This is a genomic window from Azospirillum sp. B2RO_4, assembly GCF_051124815.1.
Taxonomy (GTDB): Bacteria; Pseudomonadota; Alphaproteobacteria; order Azospirillales; family Azospirillaceae; genus Azospirillum.
In genome coordinates this window covers 2,141,541-2,154,876 of sequence record NZ_CP118485.1, presented here as the reverse complement: position 1 = coordinate 2,154,876, position 13,336 = coordinate 2,141,541, and the positions used below count along the sequence as shown (strand labels likewise).

The following is a 13,336-nucleotide window of genomic DNA, read 5'->3' as shown; positions in this document are numbered from 1 at the left end:
ATTGACCCGACGGCTGGCCATGTCCATTCCCGACGCGCCCCTTTCCGCGGCTTCCCCGGAGGTCCGCACCGCTCCCGTCCGCCTTGAGGGCGGGGTGCTTCCATCGGCGAACCGGCCCCCGGCGAACAGGTCGGGGCGACCGCGACGCGGCTGCCTGTCGGTGGTCATTCCCTTCTATAACGAAGGTCCCAACATCGAGGCCCTGTTCGCCCGGCTGGTCCCGGTGCTGGACGGGCTGGACATGGATTGGGAGGTGGTCTGCGTCAACGACGGCAGCCGCGACGACACCATCGACCGGCTGCTGGACGTCCATGACCGCGAACCGCGGGTGAAGGTGGTCGATCTGTCGCGCAATTTCGGCAAGGAACTGGCCCTGTCCGCCGGCTTGAGCCACACCACCGGCGACGCCGTGGTGCCGATGGACGCCGACCTGCAGCATCCGCCGGAACTGCTGCCGGCCTTCATCGCCAAATGGCGCGAGGGCTTCGACGTGGTGGTGGCGGTGCGCCATGCCCGCGTCGGGCAGAGCCTGAAGCACCGGCTGTTCGCCCGCCTGTTCTACTGGGTCTTCGACCATCTGTCGGAGATCAAGCTGCCGCGCGAGGTCGGTGATTTCCGCCTGATGGACCGTCGCGTCGTCGAGGTCATCAACCGGATGCCGGAGCGCACGCGCTTCATGAAGGGCATCTTCGCCTGGGTCGGCTTCCGTCAGGCCGCGATCCCCTACGAACAGGGGGAGCGCGCCGGCGGCGACACCAAATGGGGTTTCGTCAAGCTGCTGCGCCTGTCCTTCGACGGGCTGACCGCCTTCTCCACCTTCCCCCTGCGGGTGTGGAGCCTGGTCGGGATGGCGGTGTCGGGTGTCGCCTTCGTCTATATCCTGATCCGCCTGATCCGCACGCTTGTCCACGGCATCGACGTGCCCGGCTATGAATCGCTGCTGGTCGCGGTGCTGTTCCTGGGCGGCATCCAACTGATCACGCTGGGCATCATCGGCGACTATCTGGGCCGTGTCTTCGCCGAGGTGAAGGGCCGGCCGCTGTTCATCGTGCGCTCCGCCCACGGCTTCGGCCCGGCGGATGGCCGGGATGAGCATGAGTTCGATCCCGTCGGCGGAACGGTGGAGCGGGAGCCGCGCCGATGAGCATCGAGACCGGTTTGCGTGGCGATGGGGATGCCGTCGGCGGCCCCACTTCCGCCACCCGCCGCCCCGGCATGGCTACGGCTGCGCCGTCCACCGCCGGCGCGGCCGGCGTCGTGCTGCCGCGCGGTGAGGCGGCCCTGTGGGACGGGCTGTCGCGGGCACTTCTGCTCGGCCTGCTGATCCTCGCGGCACTGACCTTCCTCAGCTACGGCATCAGCACGGACGAGGAGGTGCAGCATATCTACGGCAAGAAGCTGCTGTCCTATTATCTCAGCGGCTTCCAGGACCGGTCGGCCTTCCATTTCAAGGATCTGGCCTATTACGGCGGGCTGTTCGACCTCGTCACCGCCGTGATCGTGCCCTTCTCCCCCTTCGAGGAGTATGAGACGCGGCACCTGCTCTGCGCGCTGGTCGGCGTGCTGGGCATCGCCGGGACCTGGCGCTACACCCGGCTGCTGGCCGGCCCGCGCGCCGGCTTCATCGCGGCGGCTCTGCTGTCGCTGAGCGGTGTCTATTACGGCGCCATGTTCAACAACACCAAGGACGTGCCGTTCGCGGCCGGCATGGTGTGGACGCTCTATTTCGCCACCCGCATCCTGAAGCAGATGCCGCGGCCGAGCCGCAGCGCGGTGCTGAAGTTCGGGCTGGTGCTGGGCCTGACGCTGGCGATCCGCGTCGGCGCGGTGCTGGCCGGCTTCTATCTGGCGGTCGCCATGGCGATGCATTTCGCGCTGGTGACCCGGCAGGAGGGCCGGCGCTGGGCGCTGGTCGATGCGCGGCGCGCCTTCCTCAGCCTGTGGCCGGCGATTCCCGTCGCCTATGTCATCATGGCGGTGTTCTGGCCCTGGGTGGTGCAGCGGCCATTCCGCAACCCGCTGGAGGCCCTGCGCGTCGTTTCCCATTTCCCCATCGACATCCAGACGCTGTTCATGGGCGAGCTGGTCCATTCCAACGCTCCGCCGGCGCTGTACCTGCCGGTCTATCTGGCGGTGAAGCTGCCGGAGGCGGTGGTGATCGGCGTCGGCGTGGCGGTGGTGATGGCGGCGGTCTGGCTGGCGCGCGGCGGCTGGCGGCGAACCGGCGCCTTTACGGTCGTCCGCTACACGCCGCTGGTTCTGGCGGGCTTCCTGCCGATCCTGCTGTTCGTGCTGATGCGGCCGTCGGTCTACAACGGCATCCGCCATTTCCTGTTCCTGGCCCCGCCCATGGTGGTGATGGCCGCCATCGCCGCCGACCGGCTGTGGACTCTGTGCCAGCGCGGTGGCCGGGCGCTGGGGCAAACCTTCGCCGCGGCGATGACCGTGGTCGGCGTGGTGTACGCGTGGCAGCTGGGCGCCATGCACCCGAACCAGTACGTGTACTACAACCAGTTCGTCGGAGGCGTACGGGGCGCCGACGGCAAGTTCGAGCTGGATTACTGGGGCAACTCGCTGCACGAGGCGCTGCAGGAACTGATCGAGTATGTCGAGCGCGAGAATGACGGCCATGCGCCGCCGCGGCAATACACGCTGACCGTCTGCGGCAACACGCTGGCGGTGCGGTTCGAACTGCCGCCCTGGCTGCGTCTGGTCAACGGGATCGAGCCGGACTGGCGCAAGGCCGATTTCTTCCTGGCCTTCACCCAGGTGAAGCGCTGCCCGTCGCTGCTGGATGGTCATCCGATCCTGGAGATCGCGGCCGACGACGTTCCGCTGTCCATCGTCAAGGACCGCCGCCCGCCCAGGGCCGACATCCCCACCGAGTAATCGCCCACCGAATAGCCATCCCCGCTCTGCCAAGTCCGACCGGTCGGGCGGTGGCGGGGCGGTGGTGGAGTACCCCGGCGGCTCCCGCGCCGTCTTTCGCCGCATCGCCCTTCGCGGCCCTGTGCGCCCGCCGTACGTCCGCCCACTCTCTCCGTACTCTCGATTGAGGCCGGGCGGAGGCGGGGATGCGGCGCAGGCTGCTCTGGGGCGTTTTGTGTCTGCTGCTGTGGAGCGTTCCGCTCGGGCCTACCGGGGCCATCGGCCTGGACCGCGTTCCCGACCGGCTGGTGGACGACGTGACCCGAGCGGTCGAGGACCGGCAGCCACCGGCCGGTGCCGGCAGTCTGGTGGTCGGCGTGATCCGCGACGGCCGGACGCTGGTGGTCGGGCGCGGCGATACCGGACGCCCCGACGGCGGGCCGCCCGACGGGCGTACCCTGTTCCAGATCGCCTCGCTGACCAAGCCCTTCACCGGCACCATCATGGCGGAGCTGATGCGGGAGGGCCGGGTCGATCCCGCCGACCCGCTGCAGCGCCATCTGCGCCGCGTCGGCCCGGTGCCGGTCGCCCATGTGCCGGATTACGAGGGCCGGCCGATCCGGCTGCGCGACCTCGCCACCCACACTGCCGGCCTGCCCAACGTCCCCGAAACCCCGCGATTCTCCTGGAGCCGGCTGGAGGATCCGCGCAACCCCTACAAGCCGCTGTCGCGCGGCGAACTGGCGCTGTGGCTGTCCGGCTATCGGCTGCCGGTGCCGCCGGGCGTGCGCTTCAGCTATTCCAATGCCGGCATGTCGGTGCTGGGGGAGGCGCTGTCGGCGGCGACCGGTCAGCCTTACGAAACGCTGCTGAAGCGGGTGGTGACCGACCGTTTCGGGATGCGCGACACCACCCTGCATCCGACGGCCGAGCAGCGGGCGCGCAAGGCGGCCGGCCATGCCCACGGCCGGGTCGTTCCGGATTGGGAGGCACCGGCGATGCTGCCTGCCTTCGGCCTCTATTCCTCGGCCGACGATCTGCTGCGCTGGCTGTCCGCCAATCTCGGCGACTGTCCGGCGGGTGTGGCTGCCGGTCCGGACGGCCATGGCTGCGCCCCGCCGGTGGCGGCCACCCTGGCGCTGGCGCAGTCGGTGCAGGTGGACGGTCGCTCGCTGGCCGATCCGGGAAGCTTGGGAAGCGGGGCGATGGCGCTCGGCTGGTTCGTCGCCTGGGCCACGGACGGCACGCCGATCCATTGGCATTCCGGTTCCACCGGCGGCTTCAACGCCTACATCGCCTTCTCGAAGGCGCATCGCTGGGGCGTGGTGGCGCTGACCAACAGCGACCCAGACCGGGTCACCGCCGACCATGTGGTCATCGACCTCGTGCGCCGTCTGGAAGCACGGCCGGAGGTGGCCAGCCTGCCCTGAGGGCGAAAACCGATCAGTGCAGGCGGCGCGGCGGCTTGGCCGGAACCTCGACGTCGGCGCGGGCGTGGGCGATGGGGCCGGCCTGATGATGGGCGAGGCGCCAACTGCCCTTTTCGCGGGCGAACAGGTTGGTGGCGGCCAGCACGGCGTCGCCCAGCGTTTCCTCGCAGACCACCAGGGCGGTGTCGCCATGCAGGGTCACGCGCTCGTTCCGCGCCTCGACGACGATGCCGCTGGGGGCGCGCAGCACATCCCGCCAGCTGGTCAGCACCGCGTCGCGCCCGAACAGCGCGGTCCAGCCGGGATGGATGCAGGAGACGGGCAGCGTTTCCGCCCACAGGGCTTCCATCGCGGCGGCGTCGCGGTTGGTGAAGGCCCGATAGAAGGCTTGGTTCAGGGCCAGCAGCGTGTCGCGGTCGGTCATGGCGTTCATCCGGGCGATGGTTCCGGGAGGACGGACAGTGCACGGCCTCGGCAGGCCGCCACCGCGACCGCTTGTAAAGAAGCCATCCCGCATGGGCAAGCGCCGGTCCGGACGGATCCGGGCCGGCGCTGTGACAATGAACGCCTGAAACCGGGTCAGGCGGTCAGGTCGACGCCCTGCGGCTTCGCGGCCGTGCCGGCCGTCGCGGCGGATGCCGCACTGTCCGCAGCCCCGGTCTTCCCCGCCGACAGGCCCGCGATCGGCGTGGAGAGGTCGAGCGTCAGGTGGGTGACGCCGTCCTTCGACGTGGTCGGCTTCAGCACCGCCAGTCCCTTCATGCCGTCGCCGCCACCGTTCTTGGCGGCCATGTCGTTCAGCTTGCCGAGGATGTCCTTGATCTCGTCCTCGCTGAAGCCTTCGGAGCGGACGATCATGCCGGTCGACTTGCCGGTGGCGGTGGTGGTCATGCCGGTGGCGCTGAGCGCCATGTCGCCGCCCTTGCCCAGCGACGCCTGCAGCCGCTGGTCGTCGCGGCGGAAGTCCAGGGTGGACTTGGCGAAGGAGATCTTGACGCTGCGGTCGCCGTCCTGGATTTCCAGGTCGATCCCGTGCGACTCGATCGACCATTGCGACTGGGTGGCCTGCATGTCCACCGACAGGTCGCTGAGGTTCATGCCGTCGAGCTTGGACTTCAGGCCGTCGCCGAAGCCCTTCACGGCATCGTCGATGCGGTTCTGCGGAACGCCCAGTGCGCTCAGCGTATCGCCCAGCCCCTGCTTCAGCGCGTCGATGCCCTTGCCGAACATGCCGGCCAGACCCTTGCCGTGGTCCAGCGCCGACTGCATCAGCGATTGCGCCTGCTTGGCGCGATCCACGCCGCTGTTGGCGGAAGCCAGGCCACCGCCGCCGCTTGCAGCAGCCTGGGCGCCGCCCTTGCCGGTCATGCTGTCCAGCAGCGATTCCATCGACTGGCTGATGGTGTAGGCCGGCGACTGGGACTTCTTGTCGCCGTCCACCGGTTTCGCGTCCGATTTGGCCAGCCCGTCCTTCGCCGTGCCGGCCGTCTTTGACGAACCGTTCTGCACAGCCGTGGACAGCACCGACGGTTTGCCGTTCGGGCCGCTGAGCTCCGCGTAGTACATGGATGCCCCCGCATCGCGTTGTTTGTGCGCAAGCGGAAGCATGGCGCCAACAACCTTTACCATTTCTTAATTTCGCGATTTTCTTTCAATAATTGAAATAAATTCGTTACCTTACTAACTGTTCGCGACTGTGGAACTTCATTCGATCTCTTGCCGCCACTTGTTCCGCCTGCGTGATGACCTGCGACGAGCGGCGGCTTTCGCCCCGGGGATGGCGCTGCTACCCTTGCCGGAAAAGGACCCGCCAGAAGGAAGCCGACCATCATGACCGATCGCCTGTCCATCGCGCTCGCCCAGATCAACCCGACCGTGGGCGACCTCACTGCCAATGCCGTCCTGATCCGTGCGGCGAGGGCGGAGGCCGCGGCCCGCGGTGCCGACCTCGTCATCTGTCCCGCCGGCGCGTTGTCCGGCACCCCGCTTCTGGATCTGGCGGCGCTTCCCGTCTTCCTCGACGCGGTGGAGGCGACGGTGCAGGGGCTGGCGGAAGACACCGCCGACGGCGGCCCGGCCCTGCTGGTCGGCGCGCCCTGGCGGGAGGGCAAGGGGCGCCACAACGCCGCCCTGCTGCTGGACGGAGGCAAGCTCGCCGCAGTTCGTTTCCAGGCCGTAACGGATGCGGGAGAGATCGGTGCGCCGGAGGAAAACCGTTTCGATAACGGTCCGATGCCTGGCCCGATCAATGTCCGTGGGGTGCGGATCGGCCTGCTGATCGGCGGTGATCTGACGACCGGCGACGTGGCGGAGACCCTGGTTGAAAGCGGGGCGGAACTGCTGGTCGCGATGCTGGCCGGTCCCTTCGCTCCCGGCCGCGCCGACGAACGGCTGCAGGCTGGCGTCGCACGGGTGGTGGAATGCGGATTGCCGCTGGTTGCCGTGAACCTCGTCGGTGGGCAGGAGGAGCGGGTGTTCGACGGCGGCAGCTTCGCGCTTGCCGGCGGTGGCCGGCTGGTCGGCCAGGCCCCGCTGTTCGCCGAGCATCTGCTGCTGACCCGGTGGGAGCGCGGAGCCGACGATGGCTGGGACAGTTCCGAAGCCGAAACGATTGCTCCGGCCGAAGGGAGGGAGGCGCTCTACACGGCGCTGATGCTGGGTCTGCACGACGCCGTAACGAAAAGCGGCGCGCCGGGTGTCGTGATCGGGCTGACCGGCGGGCTGGATTCGGCGCTGGTCGCCGCGCTGGCGGTCGACGCGCTGGGGCCGGACCGGGTGCTGGCCGTGCGCGCTCCGCTGCCGGTCGGCAATTCGGTCGACAACTTGGCCGACAGCCTGGACGACACCGCGGAGATCGTCGAACTGCTGGGCTGCCGCCTGGACAATGTCGCGCTGGCACCGATGCTGAAGGCCGCCGACTCGCTGCTGGCCCCGGCCTTTGCCGGGCGGGAGTCGGCTGAGGCTGCCGACCGGCTGCATGCCCGCCTACGGTCTGCAACCCTGGCGGCGTTGGCGGAGCGGATGGGCGCCCTGCTGCTGTCCACGGCGGACCGGACCGATCGGCTGCTCGGCCTCGCAGCGGATGAGGCGGGCTGCGGCTATGCCGTGCTGGCCGACGTATCGAAAACGGACGTGCTGGAGCTGGCGCGCTGGCGCAATGCCAACCAGCCGGCGGGTTCGCGCGGGCCGGCCGGGCGGGTGGTTCCGGAACGGGTGCTGGCGCGCCGGCTGAAGGCCGGGACTCCGGCCGGACTGCCGCGGGTGGAGGCGCTGGACGATCTGTTGGCGGGCCTGCTCGACGGCGGGCTGTCGCCGGCCGACCTTGCCGGGCGCGGCCATGCGGCCGAGACGGTGGAGGCGGTCTGGCGGCTGGTGGTTCAAGCGGAAGCGGGCCGCCGCAGGTCCCCGCCGGGGCCGCGGATTTCACGCCGGACGGTCGCGTCGCTGCGTCGCTTTCCGGTTGCCGGCGGCTTCATCGACTTGATGTAGAGGGGACGGGGAGGGGGAGCGGTCCCCCTTCCCCCTTCGCATTCGCGCCGGCTTCAGCCGCGTGTCAGCTTGATGATGGTGGCGATCATGCCGAAGGTCCACAGCACGGCCGGCAGCACCACCCAGGTCGGGTGGAAGATGATCGCCAGCGGCATGATGAAGATCAGCAGCATGGCCGGGAAGACGAAAAGGGGCGAATTTCCCCAGTTGTTCAACAACCCGGCCGGGTTCTCGTCTTCACCGAAGTAAGCATCGGCGGTAACCGCTTGGTCCGTCATCTCGATCACCCAATTTTCTTGTGGTTATTCCCTGTCCCGCACTGCAGCAGGACACGGGTTCATACGCCACGATTCTTTGGATGACCAGAGCGCAGCCTTGGCCCGGCCTTTCGACTTTGGTCGAAGAAGTGATCACGCCGCTTCGGTCAGCGACAGCTGCGGACGGCGCAGGTTGGACTGGATGGTGAAGGGGGCGCGGACGCCGCCGTTGAACAGCTCGGCGCACTCCAGCGCCTTCAGCACGCGCTCTTCCGGCGGCTGGCCGATGGTGGAGGCCAGCGAACCCAGCGCATAGTCCGACCCGCAACCGATGGCGTGATAGCCGCGCACCGCCTCGCCGACCTGATAGTCGGACTGCACGGTGAACAGCCGGCCTTCCAGCCCGACCATGAAGGTGCCGCCGGTCTCCACGTCGTTGGAGCGGTGGGCGTAACCGCCATCCTTCAGGCAGTTGCGGACGGCATCGACGAAGTCCACGACCATGTAGCGGAACAGATCGATGTCATGCTCACGCGGCGGGACATCCAGCCGGTAATGCAGCAGCTGGCCCATGCGGAAGGAACTGGTGAAGCCGATCAGGCTGTCGCCATTGCGGAACACCTTGGTGTCGGCGCGCACCGTGATGTCCAGGCCGTTCACTCCGGCGCTGTCGCCGCCCATCCACACCCGGTCGCCGTCCACCAATCCCACAATGCAGGTCATCGCCAACCCTCGCCTGATAGAAAAGAAGCTGAGGCAAAGGGTGTGGGAAGGCGGTTAATGAATTATTGCCCAGCTTTGTGACATTACCGGTGACAAAGGAGGTATCGCTACCCCCTTCGCCGGCCGATTTCACTTGGTCACTTCGCCAGCTCGACCAGAGCCTTGACAGTATTCTCCGCACCCTCGGCGATCTGGACCAGATTGGCGTCCAGCATGTAGCAGGGCGAGGTGACGACCTTCAGGCCGCGGTCGATCACGATCTCGCCATGGCCGGTGGTGCGGTGGACGGCGCCCATCGATTCCAGCGCGGCGGCGGTGCCGGAATCGTTGCCGATGGTCAACTCGACGCTCTGCTGGCCCAGGATCTTGGCGAGGATGGCCGGCGCGATGCACAGGGCGCCGATCGGTTTCCCGGCCGCGCGCATGGCGGCGACCGCGGCGACCACCTGTGGGTTGACCGAACAGTCGGCGCCCTTGAAGGCGAAATCGCTGAGGTTCTTGGCGGCGCCGAAGCCGCCGGGGAAGATCAGCGCATCGACGTCGCCGGCCGAGAACTCGCTGAGCGCGGTGATCTTGCCGCGGGCGATGCGGGCCGATTCGACCAGCACGTTGCGGCTTTCGCCGGTCTCCTGGCCGGTCAGATGGTTGACGACATGGGCTTGCGGGATGTCGGGTGCGTAGCACACCGCGACCGCGCCGACCTTAGCGATGGCCAGCAGGGTGCAGACCGCCTCGTGGATTTCCGCACCGTCATACACGCCGCAACCCGACAGCACGACGCCGATGCGCAAGCTCTTGTCCGCCATAGGATGTCTCCGAGGATTGGATTTGCCGCCAAGCTAACGCAGTGCGTTTCCCGCGCCTACCGTGCCAACGGACGCAGGGCACCACCTGTTGCGCGGCTGCATCGGTGGCGGACCGCTTTCGGAAGGCGCGCCCGCCGTGCTAGGACTGCCCGCCTGTCCCGTCCGCAACCCGAGTCCAGCCATGTCCACCGCCGTCCGTTTCGCCCCCAGCCCGACCGGCCGCATCCATGTCGGCAATGTGCGCCTCGCGCTCGTCAACTGGCTGTTCGCGCGCAAGACCGGCGGCAGCTTCATGTTCCGGCTGGACGACACCGACGAGGAACGCTCCACCCAGGAGTTCGCCGACGCCATCGCCGCCGATTTGACGTGGCTCGGCCTGAGCTGGGATCGATTCGCCCGCGAAAGCGACCGCTATCCGCGCTATGACGAGGCGGCTGCGGCGCTGAAGGCCGCCGGCCGGCTCTATCCCTGCTACGAGACGCCGGAGGAGCTGAGCCTCAAGCGCGCCAGCCTGGTGTCGCAGGGCCGTCCGCCGATCTACGATCGTGCGGCGCTACGCCTGACCGACGAAGACCGCGCCCGGCTGGAAGGGGAGGGGCGCAAGGCCCACTGGCGCTTCAAGCTGACCCCGACTCCGGTGGAATGGACCGACCTTGTGCGCGGGCCGGTGCATTTCGAAGGCGCGGCGCTGAGCGACCCGGTGCTGATTCGCGAGGATGGCCGTCCGCTCTACACCCTGACCAGCGTGGTGGACGACGCCGACTTCGCCATCACCCACATCATCCGCGGCGAGGATCATGTCGCCAACACCGCGGTGCAGATCCAGATCTTTGAAGCCCTGGGCGAGGCGCTGGGCGCCGCCGTGCCGACCTTCGCCCATCTGCCGCTGCTGACCGATGCCGGCGGGCAGGGGCTGTCGAAGCGGCTGGGCAGCCTGTCGGTCGGCAGCCTGCGCGACGAGGACGGCATCGAGCCGATGGCGGTCAACAGCCTGCTGGCGAAGCTCGGTACCTCCGACCCGATCGAGGCGCGGCTGACGCTGGACGAACTGGTTGCCGAGTTCGACCTGTCGAAGATCGCCCGCGGCACGCCGAAATTCGATCCGGAGGAGTTGGGCCGGCTGAACGCCCGCATCCTGCACCTGACGCCGTTCGACGCCGTGGCCGCCCGATTGGAGGCGCAGGGTCTGACCGGCGCCGATGCCGCCTTCTGGGAGGCGGTGCGGCCCAATCTGGCGCGGCTGGGTGACGCGCGCGACTGGTGGGCGGTGACCCACGCGCCGGTGACGCCGGTGGTGGAGGATGCCGGCTTCCTGGCCCAGGCGGCGGCGCTGCTGCCCGACGAGCCGTGGGACCTCGGCACCTGGGGCGCCTGGACCAATGCGGTGAAGGGGGCGACAGGGCGCAAGGGCAAGGAGCTGTTCCTCCCTCTACGTCGGGCGCTGACCGGGCGCGACCATGGACCGGAATTGAAGAACCTGCTACCCCTGATCGGACGGGCGCGCAGCCTCCGGCGTCTGGCCGGCGAAACCGCCTGAAACCTCTCTTCATTCAGGAGTTCGGACCGTGCCGTTGGACCTCTACAACACGCTGACCCGCCGTAAGGAGCGCTTCGAGCCGCTTCGCCCGGACCATGTCGGCATGTATGTCTGTGGTCCGACCGTCTACGACACCGCCCACATCGGCAACGCCCGGCCGGTGGTGGTGTTCGACCTGCTGTTCCGGCTGCTGTCGCGGCTCTATCCGGCAGTGACCTATGTCCGCAACATCACCGATGTGGACGACAAGATCATCGACCGCGCCCGCGACAGCGGCGAGCCGATCGATGCGCTGACCGCGCGCACCACCGACCTGTTCCATGCCGACATGGACGCGCTGAACGCCCTGCGCCCGACCATCGAGCCGCGGGCGACCCAGCATATCGGCCAGATGATCGCGCTGATCGCCACGCTGATCGAACGCGGCAACGCCTATGCGGCGGAAGGGCACGTGCTGTTCTCCGTGCCGTCGATGCCCAGCTATGGCCAGCTGTCGCGCCGCTCGCTGGATGACATGATCGCCGGTGCGCGGGTGGAGGTGGCTCCCTACAAGCGCGACGCCTCCGACTTCGTGCTGTGGAAGCCCAGCACGCCCGACCAGCCCGGCTGGGACAGCCCGTGGGGCCGCGGGCGTCCGGGATGGCACATCGAATGCTCCGCCATGGCCAAGGAGCATCTTGGTCCCGTCTTCGACATCCATGGCGGCGGGCTGGACCTGATCTTTCCCCACCATGAGAACGAAATCGCGCAGAGCTGCTGCGCCAACGGCACCGACCGGCTGGCCCGCAACTGGGTCCACAACGGCTTCGTGACGGTCGAAGGCGAGAAGATGTCGAAGTCGCTCGGCAACTTCTTCACCGTGCACGACCTGCTGGACGAGTTCCCTGGCGAGGCGATCCGTTTGACGCTGCTGAGCGCGCATTATCGCCAGCCGCTGGACTTCACCCGCGAGGGCATCCGGCAGGCCAAGGGCGCGCTCGACCGCTGGTATCAGGCCCTGCGCGGCGAACCTGCACCGATCGCGGCAGAGCTGCCCTTCGACGTGCTGGCGGCGCTGGAGGACGACTTGAACAGCCCGCTCGCCATCGCGCATCTGCATGAGCTGGCGACGGCGGTGAACAAGGCGAAGAGCGATGCCGAGAAGGCGGCGGCCAAGGGCGCGCTGCTGGCGGCGGGGCAGCAGCTCGGCTTGCTGCAGCAGGAACCGGAGGCTTGGTTCCGCTGGGCGCCGGCCGGCGGCGGTGCCGAAGGGCTTAGCGACGCCGATGTCGAGCAGCTGATCGCCGACCGCAAGGCCGCCCGCGCCGCGAAGAACTTTACCGAGGCCGACCGCATCCGCAAAGAGCTGGCCGACAAGGGCATCGTCCTGGAAGACGGCCCGCAGGGCACGACCTGGAAGCGCGGGTGAGATGCGGGCATACCCTCTCCCGCCCCGGGAGAGGGAAGGGGCCCGCCGCGAAGCGGTGGGAAGGGTGAGGGGTGGTCCAAGGAACCATGCGGTTCGGAATTCTTGGACTCCCCCTCACCCTCCCTCTCCCGGGGCGGGAGAGGGCATCCTTCCTTCCCATTGTCCCTTCATCCGCAACAAATCTTCGCCGACTCCGCTGATTATCGCGCAGAACGATCAGGCTAATCTCCTCTTCAGACGAAACGCGGCCCACCCAGAGCTTTGGGGCGGCCACCCTGATCGAGGAGACCCTGACCATGATCGACAATCGCACCGCCCCTTATGCCGCCTTCCTGCTGCGCGTCGGCCTCGGCCTGCTGTTCCTGGCCCACGGCCTGGTGCTGAAGGTGCTGACCTTTACCATTCCCGGCACCGTCGGTTACTTCGAGAGCATCGGCTATCCCGGCGTTTTCGCCTATCTGGTGATCCTGGGCGAGATCGGCGGCGGGCTGCTGCTGATCGCCGGTGTCTACACCCGCTGGATCGCGCTGGCCCTGCTGCCGATCATGATCGGCGCCACGCTGCAGCATGTCGGCAACGGCTGGGTCTTCAACGCCCAGGGCGGTGGTTGGGAATTCCCGGCATTCTGGACGGTCCTGCTGGTGGTGCAGTCGCTGTTGGGTGAGGGGGCCTTCGCCTTGAAGGTTCCGGCGCTGGGCACCCCGGCCGCCCGTCGCGAACTGGCCTGAACCGCAATAGAAAACTGCATTCGGTTGCGACGCGGAACGGGGAGGGGGCAATTTGCCTCTTCCCCGTTCCGCGTCGCCGTCCCATTTGGT

12 protein-coding genes are annotated in these 13,336 nt (G+C 68.2%); 7 read left to right on the top strand and 5 right to left on the bottom strand.

Annotation, left to right across the window (positions count from 1 at the left end; translation table 11 throughout):
• Positions 1 to 19 precede the first annotated feature (19 nt).
• The 3 genes from PWS46_RS10260 to PWS46_RS10250 all read left to right on the top strand — a co-directional run bounded on the left by PWS46_RS10260 (position 20) and on the right by PWS46_RS10250 (position 4,298).
• A complete protein-coding gene (locus tag PWS46_RS10260) occupies positions 20 to 1,144 on the top strand; it encodes a glycosyltransferase (protein ID WP_434614570.1) in 1,125 nt (374 codons plus the stop codon).
• Positions 1,141 to 2,889 carry a glycosyltransferase family 39 protein gene (locus tag PWS46_RS10255; protein WP_434614568.1) on the top strand — a complete coding sequence of 583 codons (1,749 nt, stop codon included), beginning with the start codon at positions 1,141 to 1,143 and terminating at the stop codon, positions 2,887 to 2,889. Before PWS46_RS10260 ends, PWS46_RS10255 begins: the two co-directional genes overlap by 4 nt.
• A 185-nt stretch (positions 2,890 to 3,074) precedes the next feature.
• Complete coding sequence (locus PWS46_RS10250; RefSeq protein ID WP_434614565.1) at positions 3,075 to 4,298, top strand: serine hydrolase domain-containing protein; 1,224 nt, start codon at positions 3,075 to 3,077, stop codon at positions 4,296 to 4,298.
• Between the two features lie 13 nt (positions 4,299 to 4,311).
• Here the strand turns inward: PWS46_RS10250 and PWS46_RS10245 are convergent, their stop codons facing one another.
• Together PWS46_RS10245 and PWS46_RS10240 are read right to left on the bottom strand one after the other, a co-directional pair.
• Complete coding sequence (locus PWS46_RS10245; RefSeq protein ID WP_434614562.1) at positions 4,312 to 4,722, bottom strand: nuclear transport factor 2 family protein; 411 nt, start codon at positions 4,720 to 4,722, stop codon at positions 4,312 to 4,314.
• Positions 4,723 to 4,877: 155 nt separating this feature from the next.
• Complete coding sequence (locus PWS46_RS10240; protein ID WP_434614559.1) at positions 4,878 to 5,864, bottom strand: hypothetical protein; 987 nt, start codon at positions 5,862 to 5,864, stop codon at positions 4,878 to 4,880.
• Between the two features lie 264 nt (positions 5,865 to 6,128).
• Between PWS46_RS10240 and nadE the strand changes: the two genes are divergently transcribed.
• On the top strand, positions 6,129 to 7,787 hold the full coding sequence (nadE, locus tag PWS46_RS10235) for an NAD(+) synthase (protein WP_434614556.1): 1,659 nt from the start codon (positions 6,129 to 6,131) through the stop codon (positions 7,785 to 7,787).
• 53 nt (positions 7,788 to 7,840) lie between these two features.
• Here nadE and PWS46_RS10230 read toward each other — a convergent pair whose 3' ends face one another.
• The 3 genes from PWS46_RS10230 to elbB form a co-directional block, all read right to left on the bottom strand.
• Positions 7,841 to 8,065 carry a hypothetical protein gene (locus PWS46_RS10230; protein WP_434614553.1) on the bottom strand — a complete coding sequence of 75 codons (225 nt, stop codon included), beginning with the start codon at positions 8,063 to 8,065 and terminating at the stop codon, positions 7,841 to 7,843.
• A gap of 132 nt (positions 8,066 to 8,197) precedes the next feature.
• Positions 8,198 to 8,767, bottom strand: coding sequence for a hypothetical protein (locus PWS46_RS10225; RefSeq protein WP_434614550.1), 570 nt, complete (start codon positions 8,765 to 8,767; stop codon positions 8,198 to 8,200).
• 137 nt (positions 8,768 to 8,904) lie between these two features.
• Positions 8,905 to 9,573, bottom strand: a complete 669-nt coding sequence (elbB, locus tag PWS46_RS10220) for an isoprenoid biosynthesis glyoxalase ElbB (protein ID WP_434614547.1) — start codon at positions 9,571 to 9,573, stop codon at positions 8,905 to 8,907.
• Between the two features lie 181 nt (positions 9,574 to 9,754).
• Here elbB and gltX point away from each other — a divergent pair, with 181 nt between their 5' ends.
• The 3 genes from gltX (at position 9,755) to PWS46_RS10205 (ending at position 13,246) form a co-directional block, all read left to right on the top strand.
• Positions 9,755 to 11,110, top strand: a complete 1,356-nt coding sequence (gltX, locus tag PWS46_RS10215) for a glutamate--tRNA ligase (RefSeq protein ID WP_434614544.1) — start codon at positions 9,755 to 9,757, stop codon at positions 11,108 to 11,110.
• A gap of 28 nt (positions 11,111 to 11,138) precedes the next feature.
• A complete protein-coding gene (gene cysS / locus PWS46_RS10210) occupies positions 11,139 to 12,518 on the top strand; it encodes a cysteine--tRNA ligase (protein WP_434614542.1) in 1,380 nt (459 codons plus the stop codon).
• A gap of 296 nt (positions 12,519 to 12,814) precedes the next feature.
• Complete coding sequence (locus PWS46_RS10205; RefSeq protein ID WP_434614539.1) at positions 12,815 to 13,246, top strand: DoxX family protein; 432 nt, start codon at positions 12,815 to 12,817, stop codon at positions 13,244 to 13,246.
• Positions 13,247 to 13,336: the final 90 nt, after the last annotated feature.

Bases quoted from the DNA above. Each gene is read 5' to 3' on its own strand.
- PWS46_RS10260 (WP_434614570.1), top strand. From the start codon at position 20: ATGTCCATTCCCGACGCGCCCCTTTCCGCGGCTTCCCCGGAGGTCCGC.
- PWS46_RS10255 (WP_434614568.1), top strand. From the start codon at position 1,141: ATGAGCATCGAGACCGGTTTGCGTGGCGATGGGGATGCCGTCGGCGGC.
- PWS46_RS10250 (WP_434614565.1), top strand. From the start codon at position 3,075: ATGCGGCGCAGGCTGCTCTGGGGCGTTTTGTGTCTGCTGCTGTGGAGC.
- PWS46_RS10245 (WP_434614562.1), bottom strand. From the start codon at position 4,722: ATGACCGACCGCGACACGCTGCTGGCCCTGAACCAAGCCTTCTATCGG.
- PWS46_RS10240 (WP_434614559.1), bottom strand. From the start codon at position 5,864: ATGTACTACGCGGAGCTCAGCGGCCCGAACGGCAAACCGTCGGTGCTG.
- nadE (WP_434614556.1), top strand. From the start codon at position 6,129: ATGACCGATCGCCTGTCCATCGCGCTCGCCCAGATCAACCCGACCGTG.
- PWS46_RS10230 (WP_434614553.1), bottom strand. From the start codon at position 8,065: ATGACGGACCAAGCGGTTACCGCCGATGCTTACTTCGGTGAAGACGAG.
- PWS46_RS10225 (WP_434614550.1), bottom strand. From the start codon at position 8,767: ATGACCTGCATTGTGGGATTGGTGGACGGCGACCGGGTGTGGATGGGC.
- elbB (WP_434614547.1), bottom strand. From the start codon at position 9,573: ATGGCGGACAAGAGCTTGCGCATCGGCGTCGTGCTGTCGGGTTGCGGC.
- gltX (WP_434614544.1), top strand. From the start codon at position 9,755: ATGTCCACCGCCGTCCGTTTCGCCCCCAGCCCGACCGGCCGCATCCAT.
- PWS46_RS10205 (WP_434614539.1), top strand. From the start codon at position 12,815: ATGATCGACAATCGCACCGCCCCTTATGCCGCCTTCCTGCTGCGCGTC.